Source organism: Streptomyces sp. NPDC002671 (assembly GCF_053592475.1).
Genome location: NZ_JBSFVU010000017.1, coordinates 1 through 24,672, shown reverse-complemented (window position 1 = coordinate 24,672; position 24,672 = coordinate 1). Strand labels below are relative to the sequence as shown.

The window sequence follows — 24,672 nt, the reverse complement described above, 5'->3', positions numbered from 1 at the left end:
GCGCCGTCCTCTCCCGAATCGAGGCTCCCCCACGGCGGCAGCGGCATATTCACCGCCGCCAGTTGAGGACGTTACGGAAGGTGGGCACAGCGCAACACCCCCTTCGGGCCCAATCTTGAATGGCCCGAACGGACTATGGGTAAGCGGCAGATCACCCGCGGGAGTGAGCTGACGACATACGCGACCATCCCGGCAAAGCGGGACAGCTGCGATGCGTCATACCGGACGCCAGACGACACAGCAGGCGGATTCGGACACGCCCCTCGGAAACCGGCCCGGCAACCGGTTCCCGAACCCGGGGTAGTCCGGAACGATTCGGGGCCGCCGGACGTATAGATGACGTAGAGATGACGCGACCGCACTGCTGTGACAGTTGAGAGCAGCTTAGGCCAAGGCCTGTGCGCGTGTCCGGCGAATGCGAAGCCCGCCCGTCCCCGTTTGCCGAGCCGTGACGCGGTCGCTTATACGGAATGTTCACAAGTACGGATTAGGCTGCCCCCCATGCCAAAGAAGCGCTCGGGTGGTGGTCTGTCGCCAACGCAGCAGGCCGCCAAGTTCGTCGGTGTCAGTGTGCTCGCGGGAGCCGTCATGGCCGGCATCGCGCTGCCCGCGGCCGGAGCGCTGGGCCTCGCGGCCAAGGGCTCGGTCCAGGGCTTCGACGAGATCCCGGCCAACCTCAAGAGCCCCCAGCTCAGCCAGCGCACGACGATACTGGACAATCAGGGCGGCCAGATCGCGACCGTCTACTCCCGTGACCGCACGGTGGTGGAGCTCAAGGACATCTCGCCGTACATGCAGAAGGCGATCGTCGCGATCGAGGACGCGCGGTTCTACAAGCACGGCGCGATCGACCTCAAGGGCGTGCTGCGCGCGCTGAACAAGAACGCGCAGAGCGGCGGGGTCGCCGAGGGTGCCTCCACGCTCACCCAGCAGCTGGTGAAGAACTACTTCATCGAGGAGGCCGGCGACGACCCGACGAAGGTCGCCGAGGCCACCCAGCAGACCCTGGGCCGCAAGGTCCGTGAGCTGAAGTACGCGATCCAGATCGAGCAGAAGCTCGGCAAGAAGAAGATCCTGGAGAACTACCTCAACATCACCTTCTTTGGCGAGCAGGCCTACGGCGTCGAGGCCGCCGCCCAGCGCTACTTCTCCAAGCCCGCCAAGCAGCTGAAGCTCCAGGAAGCCGCCCTGCTGGCCGGCATCGTGCAGTCCCCGAGCCGCTACGACCCGGTCAACGACGAGGCCGAGGCCACCAAGCGGCGCAACACCGTCCTGCAGCGCATGGCCGAGGTCGGCGACATCTCCCAGGCGGAGGCGGACAAGGCCAAGAAGCAGCCGCTCGGCCTGCACGTCAGCCAGCCCAAGAACGGCTGCATCACGGCCACCAAGGACTCCGCGTTCTTCTGCAAGTACGTCGAGAACGTCTTCCTCACCGACCCGGCCTTCGGCAAGACCCGCGAGGAGCGCGCCAAGCTCTGGAACCGCGGCGGCCTGACGATCCGTACGACCCTGGACCCGCAGGCCCAGGATTCGGTCCAGCTCTCCCTGAAGCAGCACGTCTACCAGTCCGACCGGGTCGCCGCCGCCGCCACGCTGGTCGAGCCCGGCACCGGCAGGATCCTGGCGATGGGCCAGTCGCGGCCGTACGGCTACGGCAAGAACGAGACCGAGTACAACTACTCGGTCGACCGGGCCATGGGCGGCTCCAACTTCGGCTTCCCGACCGGTTCGACGTTCAAGCCGTTCGTGGCCGCCGCCGCGGTCGAGGGCGGCAAGTCGGCGACACAGGGGTACAGGTCGCCGTACAAGATGACGTACCCGAGCCCGGTCCAGACGTGCGGCAGCAAGCCGTGGCTGAACGACCGCAACTACACGGTGGAGAACGAGAACAACTCGGAGCACGGCCCGTACCGCATGAAGGAGGCGATGGCCAAGTCCATCAACACCTACTTCGTGCAGCTCATCTCCGACATCGGCCTGTGCCCGGTGGTGAAGATGACCGACGCGCTGCACGTCGTGCAGGGCAACGGCGACAAGCTCCCGCAGAACCCCTCCATCGCGCTCGGCGCGATCGGCCTCTCGCCGCTGACCATGGCGGACGCGTACGCCACCTTCGCCGCCCGCGGCATGTACTGCACGCCGATCGCGATCGAGTCGATCAGCCAGCAGGTCGGCCACGAACAGAAGTCGATCCCCGTGCCCAAGTCGACCTGCTCACGCGCGATGAGCGAGAAGACCGCCGACACGGTCAACACCCTGCTGCGCGGCGTGGTCGACTCCGGTACGGGCCGGCAGGCGGGCCTGACGGACCGGGAGAGCGCGGGCAAGACGGGTACGACGGACTCCCGCAAGAACGCCTGGTTCGTCGGCTACACGCCCAACATGGCCGGCGCGGTCTGGGTCGGCGGCCCCACCCAGGACGTGCTGATGACCGACATCACCATCGGCGGCGTCTTCCACAACGAGGTCTACGGCGGTCAGGTCCCGGGCCCGATCTGGAAGGACGCCATGACCGGCGCCCTGGCGGGCAAGCCCGCCCCCGGCTTCAACCTGATCGACATCCCCGACGACGACGGTGAGGGGAAAGACCGGGGAAAAGGCCGAGGCAGGGACGACGGGAACACCGGAGGCGGTGACAACGGGGGCGGAGCGACCGGCGGCCTGATCGGCGGCCTGACGGGCGGCGCCACCGCGGGCGACACGACCGGCGGCGCCACCGGCGGCACCTTCCCGACCCCGACGATCTCCCTGCCGGGCAACCTCATCCAGGGCCAGAGCAATGGCGGGCCGAACGGGAACGGGATCGGGGGCCGGCGAGGCTGAGTCCCGGTTCCGCCCGGACACGACGACGGGGCCGCACCTCCTGAGTGGAGGTGCGGCCCCGCTGTCGTAAAGCCGGAATCAGTCCGTGCTCAGCCCTGGAGGAGCTTCTTCACGGCGGCGGCGACGCGTCCGCCCTCGGCCTGGCCGGCCACCTTCGGATTCACGATCTTCATGACGGCACCCATGGCCCGCGGCCCCTCGGCGCCGCCGGCCTTCGCCTCCTCGACGGCCTGGGCGACGATCGCCTCCAGCTCCTCGTCGGACAGCTGCTTGGGCAGGTACGTGGCGAGGAACTCGCCCTCGGCCTTCTCCCGCTCGGCCTGCTCGGCACGGCCACCCTGCGCGAAGGCGTCCGCGGCCTCACGACGCTTCTTCGCCTCGCGGGTGATCACCTTGAGGACCTCGTCGTCGGACAGCTCGCGCTTCTCCTTGCCGGCGACCTCCTCCTTGGTGATCGCGGCGAGGGTCAGCCGGAGCGTCGAGGAGCGGAGCTCGTCGCGCTCCTTGATCGCGGCGTTGAGGTCGTCGTGCAGCTTCGACTTGAGCGTGGTGGTCATGGGGTCGATTGTCGCAGGTGTCCGAGCCCGAACGCCCGCTGATTAAACGGCGGCCGGTCTCAGGGCGGGGGCGGGGTCTGACACGATGGCCGTATGCGCGCGCGATACGGAGTACCCCTGGGAATCATGGCGGCAGGCGCCGCCGGACTGGCGTACGCGGCGGGCTTCGAGGCCCGCTCCTTCCGCCTCCGACGAGTGACGGTCCCGGTCCTCCCGCCGGGCATGCGCCCGCTGCGCGTGCTCCAGGTCTCCGACATCCACATGGTCGGCGGCCAGCGCAAGAAGCAGCGCTGGCTGCAGTCGCTGGCGGGCCTGCGCCCCGACTTCGTGATCAACACGGGCGACAACCTGTCGGACCCGGAGGGCGTGCCGGAGGTCCTGGACGCGCTCGGCCCGCTGATGGAGTTCCCGGGGGCGTACGTCTTCGGCTCCAACGACTACTACGGCCCCAAACTCCGCAACCCCGCCCGCTACTTGCTGGAGAAGACGAGCGGCAGGCACGGCCTGAACGGCAACGCGCCGGTCGTGGGGGCCATCCACAACCCGTGGGAGGACCTGCGGGACGGCTTCGACGCGGCGGGCTGGCTGAACCTGACGAACGCCCGGGGTGTGCTGAAGGTCGAGGGCGTCTCGATCGAGCTGACCGGCCTGGACGACCCTCACATCAAGCGCGACCGCTACCGGCAGGTGGCAGGCGGCCCGTCCGGGACGTCCGACTTCTCGTTCGGCGTGGTCCACGCCCCGTACCTGCGCGTCCTGGACTCCTTCACGGCGGACGGCTACCCCCTGGTCCTGGCCGGCCACACCCACGGCGGCCAGCTCTGCATCCCCTTCTACGGCGCCCTGGTCACCAACTGCGACCTGGACACGGACCGGGTGAAGGGCCTCTCGACGCACACGGCGGAGGGCCGCACGTCGTACCTCCATGTCTCGGCGGGCTGCGGCACCAACCGCTACACCCCGGTCCGCTTCGCCTGCCCGCCGGAGGCGACGCTGCTGACGCTGACGGCGCGGGAGTAACCCACTCGGACGCCCCCAAATGGCCCCATGTCCGCCCTCTCCCTAGCGTGAGGGCATGACCGCACCGATACCCAGGGACATCCCGGACCTGCCCCCGGTCCCGGGCCCTTCCCTGCTGCTGCCCGCACCGGTCCCGGCCATGGCGGTGACAGGCCCGACGCGCCGCCCCCTGGTGGCGGTGTTCCGTCTCCTGACCGCCCTGGCGGCGGCTGCCGCGGTGGCCCTGGAACTCCTGCTGGGCTCCCCGGCCCGGACGCTGAGCTACTTCAGCGTCCAGACCAGCATCCTGGTGGCCGTAGTCATGCTGGTGTCGGCGTCCAGGGCCTGGCGGGCCCGCCGCCCGGTCCCCGCGTCCGTGACAGGCGCCATACTCCTCTACGCGGTGGTCACGGCGCTGGTCTACCACCTGCTCCTGGACCACACGACGCCTCCGTTCTCGATGACGGACGCGACCACGGCCCCGGCGCGCTGGCACGCCCAGTGGGGGGTCCTGCAACTCCTCCACACAGCCGTCCCGGCAGCGGTCGTCCTGGACTGGCTCCTCCTCACCCCCGCGGCCCGCCTCCGCCTCCGCCCCGCCGCGGCCTGGCTCCTCTACCCCCTGGCCTACCTGGTCTTCTACCTGACCCGAGCGGCCTTCCTGTCGCCCTCCACCCCGTCCCGCTACCTCTACCCCTTCCTGGACGCAGCCGCCCACGGCTACCGCAGCACCCTGGCCAACGCCCTCCTGCTGGGCCTCGCCATCTACGCCCTGGGGATCCTCCTGGTCGCCCTGGACCACACCCGCCCGACCCCGACCCGCCGCCGCTTCTAAACCGGATTTCGTCTCCAGCCACCTGTGGGCTAAAGTAAACGACGTCGCCGCGACAAGCAGCGACATCGGGGTGTAGCGCAGCTTGGCAGCGCGCTTCGTTCGGGACGAAGAGGTCGTGGGTTCAAATCCCGCCACCCCGACAGCCGTAACACCAGGTCAGGCCCGATGCTGAGAGATCAGCATCGGGCCTGACCTGCTTTGCGGGCCCGCTTTGGGAGCCATTTGGGAGCCGACCTCAGGAAGCGGCTCCCCGGCGGCTCCCAGCAAGTGGTGTTCCGCGGTCGAGATGGATGTGCACTGTGTGCGCTCCGTCCAAGCCATCCCCATGGCTTGTGCCAAGGAGACGGCAGGCGATACGACGATCACCATGCACCGATGGTCTCCGTTGAACGACCGCCAGTTAGCGCTCCTCACCCGCATCGGATCCGGAACCGACCCCGTCACGTCGGAAAGCCCCGAGCTCGCCCTCACCGCTCGCGCGCTCAAAGAGCGGGGTCTGATCACTATGCCCAAGAAGAGTGGGAAGTGGCAGGCGGAGATCACCGACGCTGGACGCTTCTACCTGGAGCACGGGCATCATCCGGACCGTCCCGTGCAGGCTCCACGCAGACCTCGTTCAGCGGCAACAGCAGCCGAGGCGCCGACCGCCTCTCACCCTCAGCAGGACGCCGCTCCCCCTATGAAGACGAAGCCTCCCTCGCAGCGTGCCGCGAAGCCCCTGCCGCCCTCACCGGCGGAAGTCGGCGCGGCACTGATCACACAGGTACAGGAAGCCGGACGATTCCTCCGGATCCCGAACCCCAGCGTCGAGGAACGGGCTCGCTACCGCAGAGCCTTCGACGCGGCACGGCAGTGCGCACCGGAGGGGTACCACCTGAAGTACAGCGGTCGGGCGAAGGGCGACTTCTTCCTCGGCCTGCTGCGGGTGACCGGCGAGGACGACACCGAGTGGAACCGGATCCGCCTGGCACGCAGTCGTGTGATCACCGATGTCGAGGATGTGCTCACGGCGGTCACCGCGGATCACAGCGCCTTCGAGATCTCGGAAGAGGTTCTGCCCCGGGTGCTCTCGCTGCTCCGACTCCTCACCGAGCAGGCTCTCGCCCGCCACGGCGAGATCGCGGTGTCCAAGAAACGCAGGCAGCCGAGGCCGCTGCTCACCGTCCACGGCAGGACATATGAGGTCACCTTCCGGGAACGGCAGAAGCCGGTCCGGTACGTGCCCAAGCAGGCGGGCCGCCGTACGTACGACTGGCAGCGGGTCACCCCGGCACACAGGCTCGAGCCGTCCGGCGAGCTGGAACTGCTGATCGGCCAGCAGCACTCGGGCTACAGCTACGGCCACAATTACGGCTGGAAGAAGGAGTGGGTCGACACCGCCAAGAAGCCGTTGGAGGAGCAGGTCGGTTCAATCTTCCGGGCGTTGAAGGCGCGCGCGGAGGAACAGGAGCAGGCTCGGCTGAAGTACGAAGCTGAGCAGCGGCACCTACGAGAGGAACGTGAGCGGCAGGCAGCCGAGCGCCAGCGTCTGGAAGCGGAACTGGAGGAGCGGACGCGGCGCGAGTGGGAGACCGCCGTCAGCGCGGCTTCGATCAAGGCAGTTCACGCGGTCCGAGCGGACCACTTCAGCACGGCCCTGGAGCAATGGCGGGCCGCAGGGGAGATCCGGACCTTCTGCACCGCTCTGGATGAAGCCGCCGCCGCATCGGACAACTCCCTCGAAGCCGAGAGGCTACGAGAGTGGTCGGCCTGGGGGAAAGCGGAGGCAGAACAGCTCGACCCCACCAGGAACGACAAGGGCCTGGCTTCTCTCAACTTCCACGCGGAGCCCACGAAAGACCAGCTACGGCCGTTTCTCGACGGATGGCACCCGCGCAGGCCGGAGAAGGAGAAGCCCCCGCCCCAGCCCGCACCGCCCAGACCGGAGCCAGAGCCGTGGCGATCCGTCATCGGCGCACGTCAGGATCAAGGCTGGCGATATGGACGCCAAGGTCGCGCTGAATGGTGGAGGCGATGACGCCGTGGCCACGATCGCGTAGGGCCGTGACCGCCTTCTCCACCAGCTCGCCCAGCCTGATGACCTCGGCGCGCAGGGCGACCAGCTCGTCATAGCGGTCAGCCTTGTCCTCGCCGCACCATGCCCGGACTGTCCGCAGGACTGCCGCGTCCGCATCCAGCTTGCGGTCGTCCCGGCGGCTGTAGGAGTACCACGAGGACTGTGCGCGTTCCTGCTCGATGGCCTGCTGCTTGCGGTCCACCTCCGGAAGGATCTCGTCGGCGAGGCGGCCGGCCACCTGGCGGGCGATGCGCTCGGTGACCGGCCACCCGGTCAAACACATGCCGTCGCTCTTCTCGTAGAGCATCGCGTCGGCACGTAGTTCAGCGGCATCCATGCCGATGAGCAGTGCCGTGTCGTCGAGGCGGCTCAGCTCCAGAACTCCTGCGTCCGCAACCCCTCGGCGCAGGCGCAGCCTGTTCTTCGGACGGACGAACCCGAGAATCATTCGCGCGGCCTCGAATTCCGTGCTGCCGCGTACGTGGCGTGACGCCTCGGCCAGCGCCGACTCTGCCCTGTCATCCGCGAGGAACGTATCGGTGTCCGCCCACAGTGCTACGAGCGAGCCAGGGTTGACCCATTCCTGCAGGCCATTGCTGTCACCTTCGAGAAACCGCACGTGGATCCAACCAGACCTGCCCGGGCCGCCCACTCGAACGATCTCCACCTGCCGGATCGCGCTGCCCAGCGCCTTCGGCCTCACTCGGTATGCCCAGTGCTCGCCAATCTCCATATGCCCATTGAGCCAGTTCTGTTGGCCGCGTCACACGGCATTCGCCGTAACCGCCAGAGTGAGCTGGTGGCTCCAGGTTGACGCTGCCTCGGCAACGCAAAGACCCTGGGAGGACTGTGCCCCCTCGGCGGCGAACGCCGAGGGGGCACAGCAACATCAGGGCTCGATCGGCATACGCGACTCCCTGCGTGCGTGCAGGAGATTGCGCAGTACGCGCACCGATGATGTGGGACTCATCGCCAGGCGACCGTCGAGTGCCGTCTCCCATTGCTCGGTGAGCCCGAGCATGAGGCGCTTACGCATGCCCGGGGTGACGTGGGCGTAGCGCGCCGAGACCGAGCCGTCGATATGGCCCATGCGTTCGTCCATGAGCACCTTCTCGGTGCCGAGGTCCTCCATCATCGTCCGATGGGTGTGGCGCAGACCGTGCGGGGTGAGGCCCTTGGCTATCGGGATCCAGCAGGAGTCGGCCCGCTCGCTGGCGCCGCGCCCCCGCGCCGGCACTCCTGGCCACGGCTCACCGAGCAGGGGCACGGGCCGCGCCTCCTGCGGGGCCTTCTTCGGGTACCAGCCGGAGACCGCCGGGGTGAACAGCCAGGTGGCGAAGCCGTTTCGGCGCCAGTGGGAAGCGTGCTCCGGTACGGCGCCACCCCGTACGAACCCGAGGTCCGCGATGGCCTGCTTCACCTTTGCTCGGGTGGCTTCGGTGACGCGGTTGGGGTGGTTGAGGACGTTGGACACCGTGCCCGTGGAGACTCCGGCGCGGCGGGCGACGTCGACGAGCTTGGCGCCCTGATGGCCACCTGTGCGGGCCGCGCCTTGGCCTCGGAAGACGTAGGTCTTGCCGTGGCAGGGGCAGGGGGTGGGTTTCGTACGGGCGATGTGGTTGGCCACCAGCGCTGACAGCCAGTCCATCGGGTCGATGGTGCGGTAGCTGTCGTCCTTGGGCGGACAGCGCACCAGCTCGCCCGTGTCGAGTTCGTACAGCTGCCATTCGACACGGACGGCCCCAGGACGGGCGAACTCGGTCTCCAGGCCGACGATTTCACCCCAGCGCATGCCCGTGTACCCCTTGAGGACCACGGCGACGAACTCGTCGTCGCGGCCGGAGAGCAGGGCCGCCCTCTCTGCGGTCAGCAGGATGCCGAGCGCGTCGGTGACGACCTTCTCCGGACCACGGTCTCGGGACCGGCCCGCGCGCTTGCCGCGTCCACGCCGCCTGGCGGCCGGGTTTGACGTGATCAGGCCCTCGTCGACCGCGTCCTCGAAGATCAGGTGAAGCGTCGAGCGCCAGGTCTTGACGCTGGAGGCCGCGTAGGCGGCCTTCTCCTTCTTCTCCCAAAGGTCGACGTCCGTGCGCAGGATGCCGGCAAGCGCCTTGTCCTCGAACTCGGGGAGCAGATGCTCCTCGATGTGCCGCTTGTAGTTCTGCATGGTCGAGGCGGCCAGGTCCTGGCCCTCGTACCAGCGGTTGGCGTACTCGCCGAAGGTCTCCTGGCCGAGCGCCGGGTCGCGCCAGTCGCCGCGCCGGTACTTGTTCTCAGCCTCACTCGCGGCGCGCTGGGCCTCACCCTTGGTGGCGAACCTGATCGCCTTGCCCGTCTCATCGACGACCGTGAGGTGCTTGCCGGGCGCGGTCTTGTATCGGCCGCGCCAGTAGTTTCCGCGCTTCTCCGCGAAACCCACGTGTTCCTCCCCTTCCTCGTCGTCGCTCTAAGCGGCGGTACCGAACTGGCTCTGGCGTGCTCGGCGTGGTGGCCGGGCGCGCAGGGAGGCCGTGGGCACGGCAGACGGAGGAGAGGGCTTGCGGGTTGGCGGCTTGGGAGCGGAGGCAGTTGCCAGGTGCTGCCGCGCGTAGGAGGGGCGGTCCTCGTGCATACGGATGATCTCCGCGAGGTGCTCGCCGGTGAAGCGGTAGGCGCGGCCGACGCGGGTGAACGGGATGAGCCGTGGACGGGCACGATCCTTGACCCACCAGGCAGAGCAGCCGAGGACGGCGGCGACCTCCTCCGGGACGTACAGGCGCGGGAGAGCGGCCTCCGAGTGCGGAGTCGGCGCGGAGGCAGGGGGTATCGCGGATTGGCGCAAGGGATGAGTCCTCTTCTGGCGGGCATGGGTGCGGCAACACCGGCCCGCCGGTCGATCGCTAGGGATGAGGTGAGGTGTCCGTGCTGGGGGTTTGCGGTCCCAGGACGGGAGTGGATCAGGGCCGGCGGCTACGCCTCGCCTGAGGAGCTGGTGTCCTCGCGCTGGTCCGCGGACGATGGTCCGTAGGACTCCAGCAGATGCTTGGCAGCTGCCTCGGCCATGGCGTTGGAGACCATCACGTCCGCTTCCTCACGGATGTCGGGGTGCTCGGCGAGGTATGCGTCCAGGGCGTCACGTGCCTGGGTGAAGGCGGCGTTGGCGCGCTGGGTCTCGCGGTACGCGTCCACGATGGCGTCGATGAGTTCCATCGCGCGGGCCTGGGCGGCGAGCTGCGGGGGGCCGACGAGGTTGCGCAGGTCGATGCCGAAGACCTCGGCGAAGCCGATGGCCTCGTCGAGGTTGATGCGGCGCTTGCCGTTCTCGATGCGCCAGACCGCCGACGGGTTCATGTCGAAGCCGGCCTCGTTCAGGCGGTCGGAAAGAGCGTTGGTGCTCCAGCCGTGCGCCTCGCGCTCGAGCTTGATGCGCACCGCGACGTTCGCCTCACCGCTGAGCAGCACGCCCTGCGGGGCGTCTTCGTCCGCCACGGCCACCTCCTTCCGTTCGTAGCAAGTCACTGCCGTATGCAGCGACCTGCCCACAATAACATCCTCCTGCACCATGCAGAGAGCTTCTGCAATCGGCAATTCGTGTGGCATGCTGATAACCCCAAACCACCAGCCCTAGGAGTCCCCACGTAGCGCCACATGCAAAAAGCCCCCGGCTGGCACCGGGGGCCAAGCGCAAACCTCTCAACCGCCATCCCTAGCGATCGACCCGCGTGGCCGGGATTGCCGTCCCATATGGCCCGCGAGCAGAGGAGCTGAAGCCCAGTATGACCGAACCCCAGACGAATACGCCATCCCTCCAGGCCGACGGCACACCGGCCGACGCAACCGGCCAGCCGACCCACACAGCGCCACCCGCAGACGCGGCCCGCGACGACAAACTCGAAGTCGTGCCTGCGTTCGAGGGGGCTCAGATACTTGATGACCTGCGGGACCGGATCAAGCAGTTCGTCGTGATGCCGAGCGAGGAAGCCCTCACCGCAGGAACCCTTTGGGTGGCGGCCACCCATCTGCAGCCCGCGTGGCAGCACGCGCCGCGCCTGGCAGTGGTCGGCCCGGCCAAGCGGTGCGGCAAGTCGCGGCTGCTCGACGTGGTAACCGAGACCGTGCACGCGCCGCTAATCACGGTCAACGCCAGCCCTGCGGCGATCTTCCGCTCGATCACTGCCGAGGATCCGCCCACGCTCCTGGTCGACGAGGCCGACACGCTGTTCGGCACCGCCAAGTCGGCTGAGCGCAACGAGGACCTGCGCGGCCTGCTGAACGCCGGCCACCAGCGCAACCGGCCCACCCTGCGCGTCACCGGCCCTGAACACACACCGGTCGCCTTCCCGACCTTCGCCATGGCCGCCCTGGCGGGCATCGGTGACCTCCCCGACACGATCATGGACCGGTCGGTGGTCATCCGGATGCGCCGCCGAGCACCCGGCGAAACCGTCGCGGCGTTCCGCACAGGGCGGGACACCCCTGCCCTGCACGCCGTACGCAACCGCCTCACCGCCTGGCTCCAGCCCCAGCACACCGAGGCGATGGACGCCGAGCCGGGCATGCCGGTCGAGGACCGTGCAGCCGACACCTGGGAGCCCCTGGTGATCGTCGCCGACCTCGCCGGAGGCGACTGGCCCACGCTGGCCCGAACGGCCTGTCGGGTGATGACCGCCCACGAGTCGGGCAAGGACGCGGACACAGGGCTGCGCACCCGCATCCTGATCGACATCCGCCGAGTCTTCACCGCCGAGCGCAACCCCGCCGCGCTGCGCACGAGCCGCCTGCTCGAAGAGCTCAACAACGACGAGGAAGCGCCATGGGCCGAGTACGGCTCTACCGGGCTGACCTCGCGCCGCCTCGGGATTCTGCTGGAGGACTACGGCATCCGCCCGGGCAATCACCGTTTCCCCGGCGGCGGCCAGGCCAAGGGCTACGCCCGAAACCAGTTCCTCGACGCCTGGGCCCGCTACTGCCCCGCACCGGCAGTCGAAACGGCGAATCCAGCCAAGCCCGGCGAGGCCGCAGGCTCCGCCACCAGCACCAGCACCAGCACCAGCACCAGCACCGCAGCCTGACCCGGCTCGACCCGTAACACCCGTCCCCGCGCAGGTCAGCACAGGGACGGGTGATCGGCCCGCAACGGGTCAACCCGACATCGTCATGTCTCTCGTACCTGCCCTGACCAGGCACGCAACGGGTGGTACGAGTCACCGCACCTAACAGCGGCCCCTTTCTCCTGCGCCCCTGAGCGCCGCCCAACACCACCTGGAGTGCTTCCGCTTGACTCCTCGCACCGCCCTCACCGCGCCCTCCGCCATACCGGGCAGCTCCGCGATCCGCTTCGGCATCGCCCTGCTCGGCGCCATCGGCTTCGCCCTCTCCTACGACGCACTCCGTCAGATGGCCGTCGCCATCCACATCCGCGGAATACTCACCTATGCCTTCCCGCTCGTGATCGACGGGTTCATCGCCATCGGCGTCGGCGCCCTGCTCATCCTGCGCACCGCCCCGCTGCTCTCTCGCCTCTACGTGTGGGCACTCGTCGGACTGGCCACCGCCACGAGCATCTGGGCCAACGCCCTGCACGCGGTCCGCCTCAACCAACAAACCCGCCCGGACGGACTGCACCTGGACGACATCACCGTCGGCGTCCTGTCCGCCATCGCTCCGCTCGCCCTGGCCGGCGCCGTCCATCTCTACATCGTGATCCGCCGCCATCCCACGCCTGGCGCCCAGGAAGTGTGCGCCGCCGTACGCCATACCCCTGCCAACCACATCCCCAGCGGCACCGATGGCGCCCAGCTCGCCGCCCCCGTCGGAGAGGAACCCGATCGCCCGGACCCACTCGCTCTCGAAGTGGCAGACGGCCACATCGATGTGGCTCGGGTTTCCGCCGACATGGCGCAGGGCGTCGCCAATGCGCCGGAGCTCCCACAGCCTTCTGCCAAGCCGGAAGCCCCGAAGCTCCGCACGGTGTCCGACGAACTCCTCGCCATCGCTCGCAGCGCGCCGCTAGGACGCGGTGGCCGCGCCTCACGCCGCCACATCGAGGATGCGATCCGCGGCGAGGGCCTCACCATCGGCAAGGCCGAGGCAGAGACGATCAAGAAAGCCCTACAGGCCGAACTCGACGAAGCCGCCGCTCAGGGGCAGACCGAACTGGCCAAGGTCCCTGCTGGCGCCTTCTGAGCCTACGACCGCTCCCGCTCGACTCGCACCACCCGTCCCCGCGCAGGTCAGCGCGGGGACGGGTGACCAGCCCGCAACGAGTCCACCCGACATCGCCCCGCATCACAAACGTTCTACGGAGAACTTCCCCATGCACAACCCGTACGACGAACTCCCCGCCACCCAGCAGGCGATGACGACCACCGCCACCCAGCCAGCAAGGTATGCCGCTGGACCGTCCAAGGGCCGGTCCAACGAAGCAGCCTCCGCCCCAGGGGTGGCGGAGGCCCTCGGGCACCAGGGGGTGCCAGAGGAGGAACAGCCCGTCCACACCGCCGACGCTCCGCTGCCGCGAGCCGCCGACGCCGCCGCGCTGCACCGCGTCGCCCGACGCCGCCAGCGCAAAGACACCCAGCGCAAGGAGCGTGTCGACGTGCGCTACAGCGTCGACGAGAAGGCCGACATCCTCCGCATGGCCCGCTCGCTGAGCATCGCCGGCGCCCACTACGTCGGTGCCGTCGTCATGGCCCACATCCACGGCGACCTCACCCTGCCTGGCCAGCGCACCCCGCTAGACGACTACATCGACGAGCTGACCGCCCTCCGCAGCCAGGTCGCCAAGATCGGCCACAACATCAATCAGATCGCGAAGAAGCTCAACTCCGGTGGCCATTCACACCTTGGGGACACCGCCCTCCTGAGCCAGGCCGAACGCACCCTGGACGTGGCCGGCACCACCGTCCGCTACATCGCGGCAGCCACAAACCAGGCAGCCGCCAAGAAGTCGGCCTGATGATCGCGAACATCCGAAGCGGCAAGGAAACCGCCGGCCTCATCCGGTACCTGTTCGACACGAAAAGGGCCAAGGACCACACCGACCCTCATCTGGTCGCCTCCTGGGACGGCTTCGCACCCGACCCAGGCCGTTCCGAGAACGTCGACGCCACGAGGAACCTCTTGGTGGCGGACCTAGACCTGTACGTCAAGCAGGCCACACGGCTCGGCCGCGCCCCCGAGCGGCACGTGTGGCACTGCTCGGTACGCGCCGCGCCCGAAGACCGCATCCTCAGCGACGAGGAGTGGGCCGACATCGCCCGCCGGGTCGTCGCGGCCACCGGCATCGCGCCGGACGGCGACCCGGACGGCTGCCGCTGGGTCGCCGTCCGCCACGCCCCCGACCACATCCACATCGCCGCCACCAAAGTCCGCGGCGACCTGCGCACCGCCCGCCACTGGAACGACTACCTGACCGCCGACCGAGAACTCGCCGCGATCGAGAAGGAATACGGCCTGCGGCAAGTCGTACGCGGTGACCGCACCGCCGCGAAGCGCCCGACCCGCGCCGAGCAGGAAAAGGCCCACCGCCAAGGCCAGCAGAAGCCCGCCCGCGAACGTCTGCGCTCCACCGTCCGCACCGCAGTAGCCGCTGCCACCAGCACCGAGGAGTTCGTGCACCTCCTCAGCCACGTCGACGGGGTGCTCGTCGAGGTCGTGCACTTCCCCTCCGGAGACGTACGCGGCTACAAGGTCGCCTGCGAAGACACCACCACCGCCGGCAACGAGCCCATCTGGTTCTCGGGCTCCGAACTCGCTCCGGACCTGTCCTTCCCCAAGATCCGCGAGCGCCTGGAAGCCACCGACCCGCAGCTCACCGAGCAGCCGGGTCGACGCAGGCCCAACCCCTGGCATCAGGCCACCGCCGCCACCGAACGCATCCCCCACCGCCTCGACCATGCCGACGATGAAGCCGCCCAAGGTCACCTCGCCGCATTCGGGGAAGCCCTCGACGCCCTACCTCTCATCGCGCCCCAGCCCGTTCGGTCCCAACTCCGCGAGGCAGCAATCACGTTCGAGCGCGCCACCCGATCCCGCATCCGAGCCGATCACCACCATGCCCGCGCGCTGCGCGGTGCCGTGCGGGCCATGCTCCGCGACGCGGCTCCCAGGGACGGAGCTGCCCTGGCGATGTTCCTCGACGCCGCGATCCTCGTCGTCATCGCCGCCACCCGCTGGCACCAGCTCCGCCACCACGATCAGCAAGTCGCAGCCGCCCATCAGGCGGTGATCCACCTCCAAGCGGCCTACGACCAGGTGGCTGCCGCCCCCCTGGCCGCCCTGGCCCAGCGCCGACCGCCGCAGCAGACGGTCGAGCGGCACATCCACGTCATCCGACGGTCCGTGCCCGAACACGCGGAGCAGGTGCTGGAGGACGCGGCCTTCGACGCCCTCGCTGCCACACTCACCGAGGCCGAGGCCGCAGGACACGACCCCAAGCAACTCCTCCAGCAGGCCGCCGACCAGCGCGCCCTGGACGATGCTCGCCACCCGGCACGGGTCCTGACCTGGCGCGTCCAGCGTCTCAGCGCAAGGTCGGCGCCCAGCGCACGCGCCCGTGCAGCGCAGGCTCGCAGCGCACCATGGCGACCCGGCGAACCGATACCGGCGGCAACAGCTACCCCGCACCCGCAGGCGCCGCACGTTCGACGACGCTGATCACACCCGCTCGGGCAGCCTGGGGGTGAGCAGCTCCAGCGCTTCCTCCCAGCGGAATCGGTCTGCCCCACCGCCGGCCTTCGGCCGGTGAGGCTCATACGAGCCGATCAGGACGCCCATCTCGCGCAGCCGGTCGAGGCTCTGTCCGTACGCGGGGTGGGCGGCCTGCGCCGAGTTCACGTACGGCAGGACGGCGGTGGGGATGCCGAAGCCGTACGCCTCGCACAGGATGCCCAGGGCGAGCGTGTCGGATATCCCTGCGGCCCATTTGTTGACCGTGTTGAAGGTGGCCGGGGCCACCGCGATGGCGTCGGCGGGAGGCAGCGGGCGTGGATCATCGGGGGAGCGCCACGCCGAGCGGATCGGATAGCCGGTCTGGGTCTCGATGGCCGTCGCATCTATGAAGCCCAGGCCCTGTGGGGTGGCGATGACGCCGACGTCCCAGTCCGCCTCCTGGGCGGCCGTGATCAGCTTGCCCACGTCGCCGGCGACTCCGGCCGCGCACACGACGACATAGAGGAACGGCTTCTTGGTCTGCTGGTCGGGCTGGTCACTCACGCGGGGACTCCCAGTTGACGGCTGAAGTGATGCAGTGCAGGCAGGGTACGGCGGCGATCGCGGGCGGCCATGTCGGCGACCAGCTCCCGGACAGCGGGGCGGCGGATGTCCTGGGCCGCGCAGCTCTCGGCAATGCGCAGCGCCTGGTACCCATCAGCGAGGCGGCCCTGCTGGCTGTAGGCGCGGGCGGCGTCGACCCACAGGGCGGCACGGCGCTCGGGTACCGGAATATGCCGCCTCATGAGCGGCCGGGCTGTTTCCAGGGCGATGCCTGCGTCACCGAAAGAGACGGCCGCGCTGACCTGATGGAGGGCAACGTTGGTGGGGCTGAAGTTCGCCCATGCATCGGGCCGGTCGAAAGCGACGTAGCGAGCCACCTCTCGGGCTTCGGTGAGGAAGTCCTCGGTGGTGTCGCGGTCTCCGTTCCTGCTGGCTGCGGTCGCCCCACGGAGCAGCAGCAAGCCAACTGCTGCCAGGTAGCGCGGCGGCCGCTGGTCGTAGGAGCCGGTGAGCTGGTCGGCGGTGTGGCGGATGATGTTCACGGCCTGCGAGGTGTGCTTCTCGCGAACGAGGACGTGAGCGTGAACGCGGACGCTGGCGGCGAGAGCGATGGGGTCCCCGGATCGCTCCGCCTCGGCCATGGCGCGACCGGCCGCGAGCCAGGCGTTGCCCTGATCCGCTCGCTTCAGCAAGAGGCTCACTGACGTCTGGTACGCGGTCGCGAGCAATCCGGACGCCTCAGCCGTGCCGGATGAACCACCGGCTGCCTGACGCAGGTCGGCGATCAGCCCCGGCAGGGTGCGCTCCAACTCCGTGTAGTCGCACGTGCAGAACAACCGCCGCACCGCCCGTGTTCGATCGCGCAGCCCATTGATGTCCAAGGCTTGGCCCGTGGCCGCTGGACTCGTACCGGGCAGCAGGACCTGAACCAGATCGCGGTGGGCTGCGGCGGGCGAAGGCGGAACCGCGAGCGCGGCAACGCCCGCGGCAAGGAAGGTACGGCGGTGCATGTCCTCTGCCTCAAGGTCCGAGGTGCTGGTACTCGACGCGGCAGCGAGGCCAAGGCGGTGCAGCGGAATGTCCAGCGCTTGTGCGACCTCGCGCAGCATGCGGACATCATCGGTACCCCGGCCACTCTCCAGGCGGCTCACCTTCGACTGGTGATACCCAAGCGCGGCAGCAACGTCTTTCTGCGAGCGCCGCTGTAACACGCGTGCCTGACGGATCACTTCTCCGATCCGTCTCGCCTCGCTCTGTGCCTCGGCCATCTGTGCCACGGCTCCTCCTGCCGCCGCCGATCCTGCCTGCTCAACCGAGCGTAGCCGAGGGGCGATTGGCCGTGATGCAGCTCCTGCATAAGTGATGCAGCCACGGCACATGGCCTGGCTCCGCTTGCGCCTGGCGCGGTTGCGTGGAGGAGCCGCACCGATCCAGGAGGTCTCTCATGGAAGTGCACCAAGTCCGTTTCCCCGTTTCCGGCACACCTGCTGCCGCTGCGTCCGCGCGGCGGCAGCTCGCGGGCGCGATACGGACCTGGGATGCGCTCCTGGGGCCGGAACTCCTGGACACGGCGGAACTGGTGGCCGCCGAGCTGATCGCGAACGCGGTTCGCCACGCGGGAAACGGACCGATCTCGGCCGGCGCGCGTCTGAGCGACGCACGTCTGCTGATCGAGGTGACAGACACCAGCCCCGACGTCCCGCAGGTCGGTCTGCCCGCCACGGACGAAGAAGGAGGACGCGGCCTGTTCCTCGTCGCCGCGCTCGCAGATCGCCACGGATTCGATCAGGTGCCACGAGGCAAACGCTGTTGGGCCGAGTTCAAGGTGAGCGCCCCCTGCCAGCCCTCCCAACGCCTTCCCTTGCAGAGGAGTTGACTGTTGACAGCCGTACGGGTTCCTCCAGTCGCAGCAGAAGTAGTCGCCATCCGGCCCGGCAGCCCGCTTACCGGTTCCGTCGGGGTCGACGGATCCAAGAACGCGGCGTTGCCCCTGCTGGCCGCCGCCGCGGCCATGCACCGACCGGTGCATGTGGGCAACGTTCCGAGCAACACCGACGTCGAGACCATGCTCACCCTGCTTCAGCAGGCCGGCTGGCACACGGCCCGCCCCGTCAGCGATCCACACACCGTGGTGATCCTGCCGAGCGACAGAATCCAGTCGGGCCCTGATCCCGACACCGCCGCCCGCATCCGGGCCTCGTACTACCTCGTACCCGCGCTGCTGGGCGCTTACGGGCGAGCCCGACTTCCCTGGCCGGGCGGCTGCCGAATCGGGGAACGCGGGATGGAGCAGCACTTCAAGGTCTACGAGCGCTTCGGTGACCGCACGACCGTCGACGACCACGGCTACCTCGTGGAGGCAGCAGCCACCCAGACCGGAACGGTTTCGATCATGCTGCCTTTCCGCTCTCGGGGCGCGAGCATCGCCGCTCTCCTGCGTGCGGCCGTAGCCGGACGGCCGCTGCGTCTTGGCCAGCCCAACCTGTCACCGGAAGTACTCAGCATCGTCGAAGCATTGCAGGTGGCCGGATGGGAGTGCCGGGTCAGCGAATCCGTCCTGACGCTCGCGCCGCACCCGGCCGCCCCCACCGAGACCATCACCTGGAGGGTGCCCGGCGACAAGATCGAGGCCGGAACACTGGCCTGTGCCGTCGCGGCGACCGGCGGCGACGCGCGCATCTGCGGCGTACGCGGCGATGACGTCGCTCCTCTGGTCGCCGCCCTGCGATCGCTCGGCGTACCCGCCGACACCAAGGGCAACGTGCTCGCCGTGCAGGCCCAGGACGCCCACCCCTCCGACAAGCCACTGCGAGCCATCGCCTCCCTCTCCCCCGGCGGTCTGGACGCTGACTTCGAACCACCGCTCATGGCGTTTGCCCTCTCCCGCCCCGGTACCCATCTGTTCGCTGACACCATCAACCCGGGCCGCCACGGCAACCTCTTGCCGCAACTCGCCCGCCTGGGTGCCGAGATCCGCGAGCTTTCACCCACCGAGTGCCGCTTCACCGGCCCGCAGCAGCTGACCGGCGCAGGGGTGGAGGCCACCGACATCCGCACGGGCTCCGCTCTGCTCATCGCCGGCCTCACCGCTCGCGGCGTCACCACGCTCGGCGGGCTCGAACAGCTCCGGCGCGGCCATGCTGACCTGCCCACCAAGCTGCACGCCCTAGGCGCCGACATCTGTGAGGTCACCCCGTGAGCCGACAGCTCCGGCGGATCATCGCCACGACCGACGTGCATTCCGCCTTCGACTCGGCCGCAGCGATGCTCGCCCACCTCCACACCGCCAGGGCCGACAGCCTGATCGTGGACTGCGGTGACTTCTTCGAGGGCAGCGGCTTCTACCGCTTGGGCAAGGGCCGGATCGAGCACCATGTCCTCACTAGCCTCTACGACTTGCTCGCGCCGGGTAACCACGGCTGGCCGCACTACTTCGAGCCGGCGCTGCACGAGATGACCGTGTGCGCCAATGCGGTCGACGAGAACGGCAAGCCCCTCTTCGACCGCGTACGCATCAACCGCATCGGCGGCCGTCGAGTCGCCGTCACCGCGGTGATCGGACCGCAAGCGTTCAACGCGGTTCCCGTCGACCAACGCGCAGGCCATCAGGTCTCCGATCCGGCCCAGGCCCTGCGGAAGGTGATGCTGGAGCACCACCACTGCACTGATGCCTGGATCGTGTTGTCCCACTCCGGCTTCGACGAGGACCTGAAGCTCGCCGCCGCGTGCCCGTTCGCGGACGTCATCTTCTCCGGCCACTGTCACAGCGACACCTACGGCCCCGTGCACATCGGCGACACCCTCGTCGTAAAGGGCCACGAGCTCGGCCTCGGATACGCCACCGCGGAGCCCGTCGGCAGCGGCTGGGGCGCCCGCGCGTGCGCCTTCCCGGACTCGGTCGCGATCCCCGAGGGCCTCACCGCACTGCATGACGAGATCAGCCTCGTGGCACGGACGCTGACGAGCCCGCTCGGCACGGTGAACGAGCCCTACCGCAATACCCCGTTGGACCGACGCCGCCTCCTGGCCGAGATCGCCGGCCGACTGCACTCCGGTCTCGGCGCGGACGCGGTCATCCTCAACGAGACCGCCCTGCGTTCCACCCCGCTCGGCCACACCCTGACCCTCGGCGACCTGCTGTCCATCGAGCCCTTCGACAACCAGCTCGTCCACGCCTTCCTCCCCGACAAGTACGCCCAGGGCCACGACAAGCTGCTCGACCACCTCACCGAACGCGTCGGTCCGCTGGTCATCACTCCCAAGCCTCTGCCGTCGGCGATACGCAGCGTGCTGACCACCGACTACCTCGCCGACAGCTACCTCGGCGGACGTACGCATCAAGCCGGACTGCGTCTGGGGCAGGTCGCGCGAAGTGTCCTGGCCACGCCCTTCCCCTCAACCGCCGGCCTCATCGAAGGAGGCGAACAATGATCCTCACCGGACCCGAGATCACCGCCGCAACACACGACGGCCGCCTGGCCATCAACCCCTTCGAGCCGGACCAGATCAACCCCAACAGCTACAACGTCCGCCTCGGCCCCACGCTGCTGACCTACACCGCCGCCGAGATCGACGCCCACCACTCCAACCCCACCCACGAGGTCGAGATCGACCGGGGCGGATACGTACTCCAGCCCGGCGAGCTCTACCTCGGCCACACCATCGAACACGTCGGCTCCGACACCTTCGTGCCCCTGCTGTTCGGCCGCTCCTCCGTCGGCCGACTGGGCCTGTTCGTCGAGATCACCGCCCCGATCGGAGACATCGGCTTTCACGGCCAGTGGACGTTGATGCTCTCCCCGATCCGCCCGTTGCGCGTCTACGCAGGTATGAAGATCGGCCAGATCATGTTCTTCGTCTCCACCGGCGCCATCGACCTCTACCGCGGCAAGTACCAGGCCGCCGTGGGCCCCCGACCGTCGGCCTACTGGCGCGACCTAGCAAAACTTCGGACGGTGGCCTCGTGATCCTCACCGGCCCCGCAATCGCCGCCGCCGTCCGGACCGGCGAGATCACCATCGAGCCGTACGACCCCGCCCGGCTCTCCCCGAATGCCTACGACTGGCGTCTCGGCGACACACTCCGCGTCTGCGACGGTGACCTCGACGCCGCCACCCCTACTGCATTCATGGAGCAGCCCATCCCCGCCACCGGTCTGGTACTGCAGCCCGAGACGCTCTACCTCGGCGTCACGCTGGAAGAGACCGGCTCGGAGACCTACGCACAGATGCTCAACGGCGACCGCACCATCGGCGCCCTCGGTATCTGGGTCCACGTCTCAGCCCCGCTCGGACACCAGGGCCACGCCATCCGCTGGACCCTGGAAATCCGTGCCGCCCGGCCCGTGCGCGTCTACCCGGGGATGACCTTCGGAAAGCTCGTCTTCCTCACGGCCTTCGGCGCCCCGGTCAGCTACCAGCAGCAACCCGCCAAGTACGCGTCGACAGAAGGCATCGACATCTCCCGCCTGTACGAAGAGATTCCCGGAGGTGCCCTGTGAGCTCCCTCTCGGCCACCGGGCCGTTGGCCGCCACCTTCCTGGACCTGCCCGCCGGAAGCCCCGGCGGCAGCGTCGAACTCTTCCTCGACCTCTACACGGGCGACCGTCCCCTCATCCCTGCACGCGCGTTCATGCTGACCCCGTCGAGTCCCAGACGCCCTCTGCCCGCCGGGCTCGACTTACTTCCCGTGACCGGGAAGTGTCTGGAGGGTCCCGCCTTCAGTCGCTATGTCTCAGCCCTGCGCAGGGCTCTCGCAATGGCGATCAACCCGGCCCAGATCGGTGTACTGCACCTGCAGCACCTCGCCTTCGGTGCCACTCCCGCCCTGATGCGGGCGCTCCCCCTGCATCCCCGCATCGCCTTGGTCCACGGCACGGACCTGATCTTCGCCGAGACCCACCGCGACCAGCTCCAGGTTCTACGCGAAACCGCCAGAGCAGCCGACGCGATCGTCGTTCCGACGGGGGCAATGGCCGACCATCTCCTCAAGCTCGCCCCACAGATCGACCGCCGAAAGATCACCCGCATCCCCTGGGGCATCCCCGACCACCTGCTCACCGATCCACCGCCTCGGTCCACCCGCACGTCCTCCAGCCACCTGCGACTGCTGTACGCGGGACGGCTGACCGCCGAGAAGGGCGTCGAGACCCTGGTCAAGAGCGTGGCCCCGGTGCCAGGCGTCGAGCTGAGCATCGCCGCCCCCAGAGCCCAGTTCCATGCCCTGGCCCCGCTCCTGCAACGGGCCGGCGTGAGGGCCCGCTACCTCGGCTGGCTCCGCCGCCCACAGCTGTGGAGGGCGTTCACCGAGCATGACGTTCTGGTCATGCCGTCCACCACCCTGGAGGCCATGGGCCTGGTCGCCCTGGAAGCCCAAGCCTGCGGGCTGCCCGTCCTCTACCAACCCGTTCCCGGCCTCAGCGAAGCCCTCGCCGCCTCCGGCGTTGCCACCGACTTCACCCACTCTGCCGCCCTGGCCCGTGACCTCGACCGGCTACGCACCTCCCCCGGCCTGTTGCCCGCCCTACGGCAGGCGGGCTACGCGAACGCCGCGCGCTATCCGCTCTCAGCGACCGCTCGGTCTCTGACCGAGCTCGGCCGCCAACTCGCCTGAACAGCCCTTCAAGCGGTCCGCCACGCCGCTGCCCGGCCCGCTCCGTGAACGTCACTACGCTGGCCGGCGGGATGCCCCGGCGAAGAGGGAGACCATGACGTACGACATCGACCGCATCAAAGCCCTGCTCGACGAGGGCGTCCGCGACAAGGTGTACCCCGGCGCCGTGTGGGCCGTCGGCGACGCCAATGGCATCCGCGCCCAAGGCACCACTGGTGTCCTCGATCCCGACGAGCCGGACGTGCCGATGCGCGCCGACACCGTGTTCGACGCCGCCAGTCTCACCAAGATCCTCGCCGTCTGGTCATCCATCGGCGCTCTGTGGGAAGACGGTGCGCTCACCCTCGACCAGCCGCTCGGCAACTTCTGGCATGAGGTCACCGGCCATCCGCTCGGAGCCGCTACCGCGCGGCAACTGCTGACGCACACCGCCGGCCTCCCCTTGCGGGCGCAACTGAAGAACCTCTATGGCACCAATGGGGACGACATCCGCCGCGGTGTATTGCACGAGCAACTACACCGGCACCCCGGCGAGGCCGTGGAATATACCGACCGGGCCGCACTCGTCCTCGGCTACCTTGCCGAACACCTCTCCGGCCAATCCCTGGACCAGCTGGCCACCGACCGCATCTGGCAACCCCTGGGCATGCACAGCACCCGCTTCGGCCCTGTGCCCGACGACATCGCCGCCCGCTGCGCGCCGACCGAACTCGACCAGGAAACCGACACTCACCTCAAAGGCATCGCCCACGACTTCTCCGCGCGCCTCTTGGGCGGCGTCTGCGGCATCGCCGGCGTCTTCACGGTCCTCGACGACCTCGTGGCCTTCCTGCGCTACATGCTCGATACTTCTACGTCTCGGACCAGTGCCGGCTTCGGGGACGAATGGACCAGGCACTCCCTTACTCTCCAGACCGGCAATCTCCAGCCGATCCGTGGTCTGTTCTGGCATCCATCCCCCGATACCAGCCCTGAACAGGATGTATGGGTCCATTACGGTTTCACCGGTACGGGCATGTGGATTTCACCCACCCAGGGCCGGTGGGCTGTGCTCCTGACCAACAAGCTGTACTACACCCGCGACCGAGGACCTCTGACAGGCATCCGCAACACCTTTCGCGCAATCGGCTTCGACTGACTTCCTCAGGGCGCGGGCCAGAATCGATTGCGTCCCTCAGGACGTGCCCCACGGCGGGTGTCATCCTGGGGCATGACGACTGACTGGAGAACATGGAGTCCTGACTGGCGCAGATTGGACTGCCTGGCCGGTTGCGGGGAGTTGGTCAAACGGGCCCGGCATGCGTGGGTCGAGATAGGTGGTACGCGCTCGGGTAGCTGGTTGATCGGGACACGGGTCGACGTGGGCCGCGCCTTCGCGGACCCTCTGCCTCCGCCGGACGACGAGCAGTTGTACATGCTGGGGGCGGCGCACAGGTCCTGCCTCGCAACTGCTGTCGGACTTCTCCGCGCGAGCAAAGCTCAACTGGGCGATGACCTTACTGAGCCTTTTCCAACCTCACCCTGAGCTGGTCAGATGCAGAGTGAGTATCGCTTGGACGAGGTTGGTGATCCGGGCGGTTGAGCATCGGAGTTTG

22 protein-coding genes and 1 tRNA gene are annotated in these 24,672 nt (G+C 68.7%); 16 read left to right on the top strand and 7 right to left on the bottom strand.

Going from position 1 to position 24,672, the window contains the following annotated elements:
* Window positions 1-501 precede the first annotated feature (501 nt).
* Window positions 502-2,823, top strand: a complete 2,322-nt coding sequence (locus tag ACWD35_RS25340) for a transglycosylase domain-containing protein (RefSeq protein WP_451353584.1) — start codon at window positions 502-504, stop codon at window positions 2,821-2,823.
* A gap of 89 nt (window positions 2,824-2,912) precedes the next feature.
* On the opposite strand, the gene ACWD35_RS25335 is transcribed toward ACWD35_RS25340, so the two are convergent.
* Window positions 2,913-3,380: a GatB/YqeY domain-containing protein gene (locus ACWD35_RS25335; RefSeq protein WP_451353583.1), complete on the bottom strand. Its 468-nt coding sequence runs from the start codon at window positions 3,378-3,380 to the stop codon at window positions 2,913-2,915.
* Window positions 3,381-3,473: 93 nt separating this feature from the next.
* On the opposite strand from ACWD35_RS25335, the gene ACWD35_RS25330 reads away from it, so the two are divergent.
* The 4 genes from ACWD35_RS25330 (at window position 3,474) to ACWD35_RS25315 (ending at window position 7,231) form a co-directional block, all read left to right on the top strand.
* Window positions 3,474-4,400, top strand: a complete 927-nt coding sequence (locus ACWD35_RS25330) for a metallophosphoesterase (RefSeq protein ID WP_451353582.1) — start codon at window positions 3,474-3,476, stop codon at window positions 4,398-4,400.
* A 55-nt stretch (window positions 4,401-4,455) separates the two neighbouring features.
* Window positions 4,456-5,214, top strand: coding sequence for a Pr6Pr family membrane protein (locus ACWD35_RS25325; protein WP_451353581.1), 759 nt, complete (start codon window positions 4,456-4,458; stop codon window positions 5,212-5,214).
* Between the two features lie 66 nt (window positions 5,215-5,280).
* A tRNA-Pro gene (locus ACWD35_RS25320) sits at window positions 5,281-5,354 on the top strand.
* A gap of 539 nt (window positions 5,355-5,893) precedes the next feature.
* Window positions 5,894-7,231, top strand: coding sequence for a hypothetical protein (locus tag ACWD35_RS25315; RefSeq protein ID WP_451353580.1), 1,338 nt, complete (start codon window positions 5,894-5,896; stop codon window positions 7,229-7,231).
* Here the strand turns inward: ACWD35_RS25315 and ACWD35_RS25310 are convergent.
* From ACWD35_RS25310 to ACWD35_RS25295, 4 genes are all read right to left on the bottom strand, one after another.
* Window positions 7,161-8,003 carry a PE-PGRS family protein gene (locus tag ACWD35_RS25310; protein WP_451353579.1) on the bottom strand — a complete coding sequence of 281 codons (843 nt, stop codon included), beginning with the start codon at window positions 8,001-8,003 and terminating at the stop codon, window positions 7,161-7,163. The genes ACWD35_RS25315 and ACWD35_RS25310 overlap by 71 nt on opposite strands.
* A 156-nt stretch (window positions 8,004-8,159) precedes the next feature.
* The gene (locus tag ACWD35_RS25305) at window positions 8,160-9,689 is read right to left on the bottom strand and encodes a LacI family DNA-binding transcriptional regulator (protein WP_451353578.1); all 1,530 of its coding nucleotides are present in this window, start codon (window positions 9,687-9,689) and stop codon (window positions 8,160-8,162) included.
* 27 nt (window positions 9,690-9,716) lie between these two features.
* Entirely contained in the window at window positions 9,717-10,091 is a 375-nt protein-coding gene (locus tag ACWD35_RS25300) for a helix-turn-helix domain-containing protein (protein WP_451353577.1), read from the bottom strand.
* 128 nt (window positions 10,092-10,219) lie between these two features.
* Window positions 10,220-10,738 (bottom strand): helix-turn-helix domain-containing protein, encoded by a 519-nt coding sequence (locus ACWD35_RS25295; RefSeq protein ID WP_451353576.1) that lies wholly within the window; start codon window positions 10,736-10,738, stop codon window positions 10,220-10,222.
* 287 nt (window positions 10,739-11,025) lie between these two features.
* On the opposite strand from ACWD35_RS25295, the gene ACWD35_RS25290 reads away from it, so the two are divergent.
* The 4 genes from ACWD35_RS25290 to ACWD35_RS25275 all read left to right on the top strand — a co-directional run bounded on the left by ACWD35_RS25290 (window position 11,026) and on the right by ACWD35_RS25275 (window position 15,907).
* Complete coding sequence (locus ACWD35_RS25290) at window positions 11,026-12,321, top strand: DUF3631 domain-containing protein (protein ID WP_451353575.1); 1,296 nt, start codon at window positions 11,026-11,028, stop codon at window positions 12,319-12,321.
* A 205-nt stretch (window positions 12,322-12,526) separates the two neighbouring features.
* Window positions 12,527-13,435 carry a DUF2637 domain-containing protein gene (locus ACWD35_RS25285; protein ID WP_451353574.1) on the top strand — a complete coding sequence of 303 codons (909 nt, stop codon included), beginning with the start codon at window positions 12,527-12,529 and terminating at the stop codon, window positions 13,433-13,435.
* A 130-nt stretch (window positions 13,436-13,565) separates the two neighbouring features.
* Window positions 13,566-14,207 carry a plasmid mobilization relaxosome protein MobC gene (gene mobC, locus ACWD35_RS25280; RefSeq protein ID WP_451353573.1) on the top strand — a complete coding sequence of 214 codons (642 nt, stop codon included), beginning with the start codon at window positions 13,566-13,568 and terminating at the stop codon, window positions 14,205-14,207.
* A complete protein-coding gene (locus ACWD35_RS25275) occupies window positions 14,207-15,907 on the top strand; it encodes a relaxase/mobilization nuclease domain-containing protein (protein ID WP_451353572.1) in 1,701 nt (566 codons plus the stop codon). Before mobC ends, ACWD35_RS25275 begins: the two co-directional genes overlap by 1 nt.
* Here the strand turns inward: ACWD35_RS25275 and ACWD35_RS25270 are convergent, their stop codons facing one another.
* Entirely contained in the window at window positions 15,908-16,465 is a 558-nt protein-coding gene (locus ACWD35_RS25270) for a flavoprotein (RefSeq protein ID WP_451353571.1), read from the bottom strand.
* Window positions 16,462-17,733: a helix-turn-helix domain-containing protein gene (locus tag ACWD35_RS25265; protein ID WP_451353739.1), complete on the bottom strand. Its 1,272-nt coding sequence runs from the start codon at window positions 17,731-17,733 to the stop codon at window positions 16,462-16,464. Before ACWD35_RS25265 ends, ACWD35_RS25270 begins: the two co-directional genes overlap by 4 nt.
* Window positions 17,734-17,909: 176 nt before the next feature.
* Here ACWD35_RS25265 and ACWD35_RS25260 point away from each other — a divergent pair, with 176 nt between their 5' ends.
* The 7 genes from ACWD35_RS25260 to ACWD35_RS25230 all read left to right on the top strand — a co-directional run bounded on the left by ACWD35_RS25260 (window position 17,910) and on the right by ACWD35_RS25230 (window position 24,215).
* Window positions 17,910-18,341 (top strand): ATP-binding protein, encoded by a 432-nt coding sequence (locus ACWD35_RS25260; RefSeq protein ID WP_451353570.1) that lies wholly within the window; start codon window positions 17,910-17,912, stop codon window positions 18,339-18,341.
* Between the two features lie 3 nt (window positions 18,342-18,344).
* Entirely contained in the window at window positions 18,345-19,664 is a 1,320-nt protein-coding gene (locus ACWD35_RS25255; protein ID WP_451353569.1) for a UDP-N-acetylglucosamine 1-carboxyvinyltransferase, read from the top strand.
* Window positions 19,661-20,896 carry a metallophosphoesterase gene (locus tag ACWD35_RS25250; RefSeq protein ID WP_451353568.1) on the top strand — a complete coding sequence of 412 codons (1,236 nt, stop codon included), beginning with the start codon at window positions 19,661-19,663 and terminating at the stop codon, window positions 20,894-20,896. The genes ACWD35_RS25255 and ACWD35_RS25250 overlap by 4 nt, the downstream gene beginning before the upstream one ends.
* Window positions 20,893-21,432, top strand: a complete 540-nt coding sequence (gene dcd, locus ACWD35_RS25245) for a dCTP deaminase (protein WP_451353567.1) — start codon at window positions 20,893-20,895, stop codon at window positions 21,430-21,432. Before ACWD35_RS25250 ends, dcd begins: the two co-directional genes overlap by 4 nt.
* Window positions 21,429-21,965 (top strand): dCTP deaminase, encoded by a 537-nt coding sequence (locus tag ACWD35_RS25240; RefSeq protein ID WP_451353566.1) that lies wholly within the window; start codon window positions 21,429-21,431, stop codon window positions 21,963-21,965. The genes dcd and ACWD35_RS25240 overlap by 4 nt, the downstream gene beginning before the upstream one ends.
* Entirely contained in the window at window positions 21,962-23,077 is a 1,116-nt protein-coding gene (locus ACWD35_RS25235; RefSeq protein WP_451353565.1) for a glycosyltransferase family 4 protein, read from the top strand. Before ACWD35_RS25240 ends, ACWD35_RS25235 begins: the two co-directional genes overlap by 4 nt.
* A 94-nt stretch (window positions 23,078-23,171) precedes the next feature.
* Window positions 23,172-24,215: a serine hydrolase domain-containing protein gene (locus ACWD35_RS25230; protein ID WP_451353564.1), complete on the top strand. Its 1,044-nt coding sequence runs from the start codon at window positions 23,172-23,174 to the stop codon at window positions 24,213-24,215.
* Window positions 24,216-24,672 lie beyond the last annotated feature (457 nt).

Bases quoted from the DNA above. Each gene is read 5' to 3' on its own strand.
- ACWD35_RS25340 (WP_451353584.1), top strand. From the start codon at position 502: ATGCCAAAGAAGCGCTCGGGTGGTGGTCTGTCGCCAACGCAGCAGGCC.
- ACWD35_RS25335 (WP_451353583.1), bottom strand. From the start codon at position 3,380: ATGACCACCACGCTCAAGTCGAAGCTGCACGACGACCTCAACGCCGCG.
- ACWD35_RS25330 (WP_451353582.1), top strand. From the start codon at position 3,474: ATGCGCGCGCGATACGGAGTACCCCTGGGAATCATGGCGGCAGGCGCC.
- ACWD35_RS25325 (WP_451353581.1), top strand. From the start codon at position 4,456: ATGACCGCACCGATACCCAGGGACATCCCGGACCTGCCCCCGGTCCCG.
- ACWD35_RS25315 (WP_451353580.1), top strand. From the start codon at position 5,894: ATGAAGACGAAGCCTCCCTCGCAGCGTGCCGCGAAGCCCCTGCCGCCC.
- ACWD35_RS25310 (WP_451353579.1), bottom strand. From the start codon at position 8,003: ATGGAGATTGGCGAGCACTGGGCATACCGAGTGAGGCCGAAGGCGCTG.
- ACWD35_RS25290 (WP_451353575.1), top strand. From the start codon at position 11,026: ATGACCGAACCCCAGACGAATACGCCATCCCTCCAGGCCGACGGCACA.
- mobC (WP_451353573.1), top strand. From the start codon at position 13,566: ATGCACAACCCGTACGACGAACTCCCCGCCACCCAGCAGGCGATGACG.
- ACWD35_RS25275 (WP_451353572.1), top strand. From the start codon at position 14,207: ATGATCGCGAACATCCGAAGCGGCAAGGAAACCGCCGGCCTCATCCGG.
- ACWD35_RS25265 (WP_451353739.1), bottom strand. From the start codon at position 17,733: ATGGCCGAGGCACAGAGCGAGGCGAGACGGATCGGAGAAGTGATCCGT.
- ACWD35_RS25260 (WP_451353570.1), top strand. From the start codon at position 17,910: ATGGAAGTGCACCAAGTCCGTTTCCCCGTTTCCGGCACACCTGCTGCC.
- dcd (WP_451353567.1), top strand. From the start codon at position 20,893: ATGATCCTCACCGGACCCGAGATCACCGCCGCAACACACGACGGCCGC.
- ACWD35_RS25230 (WP_451353564.1), top strand. From the start codon at position 23,172: ATGACGTACGACATCGACCGCATCAAAGCCCTGCTCGACGAGGGCGTC.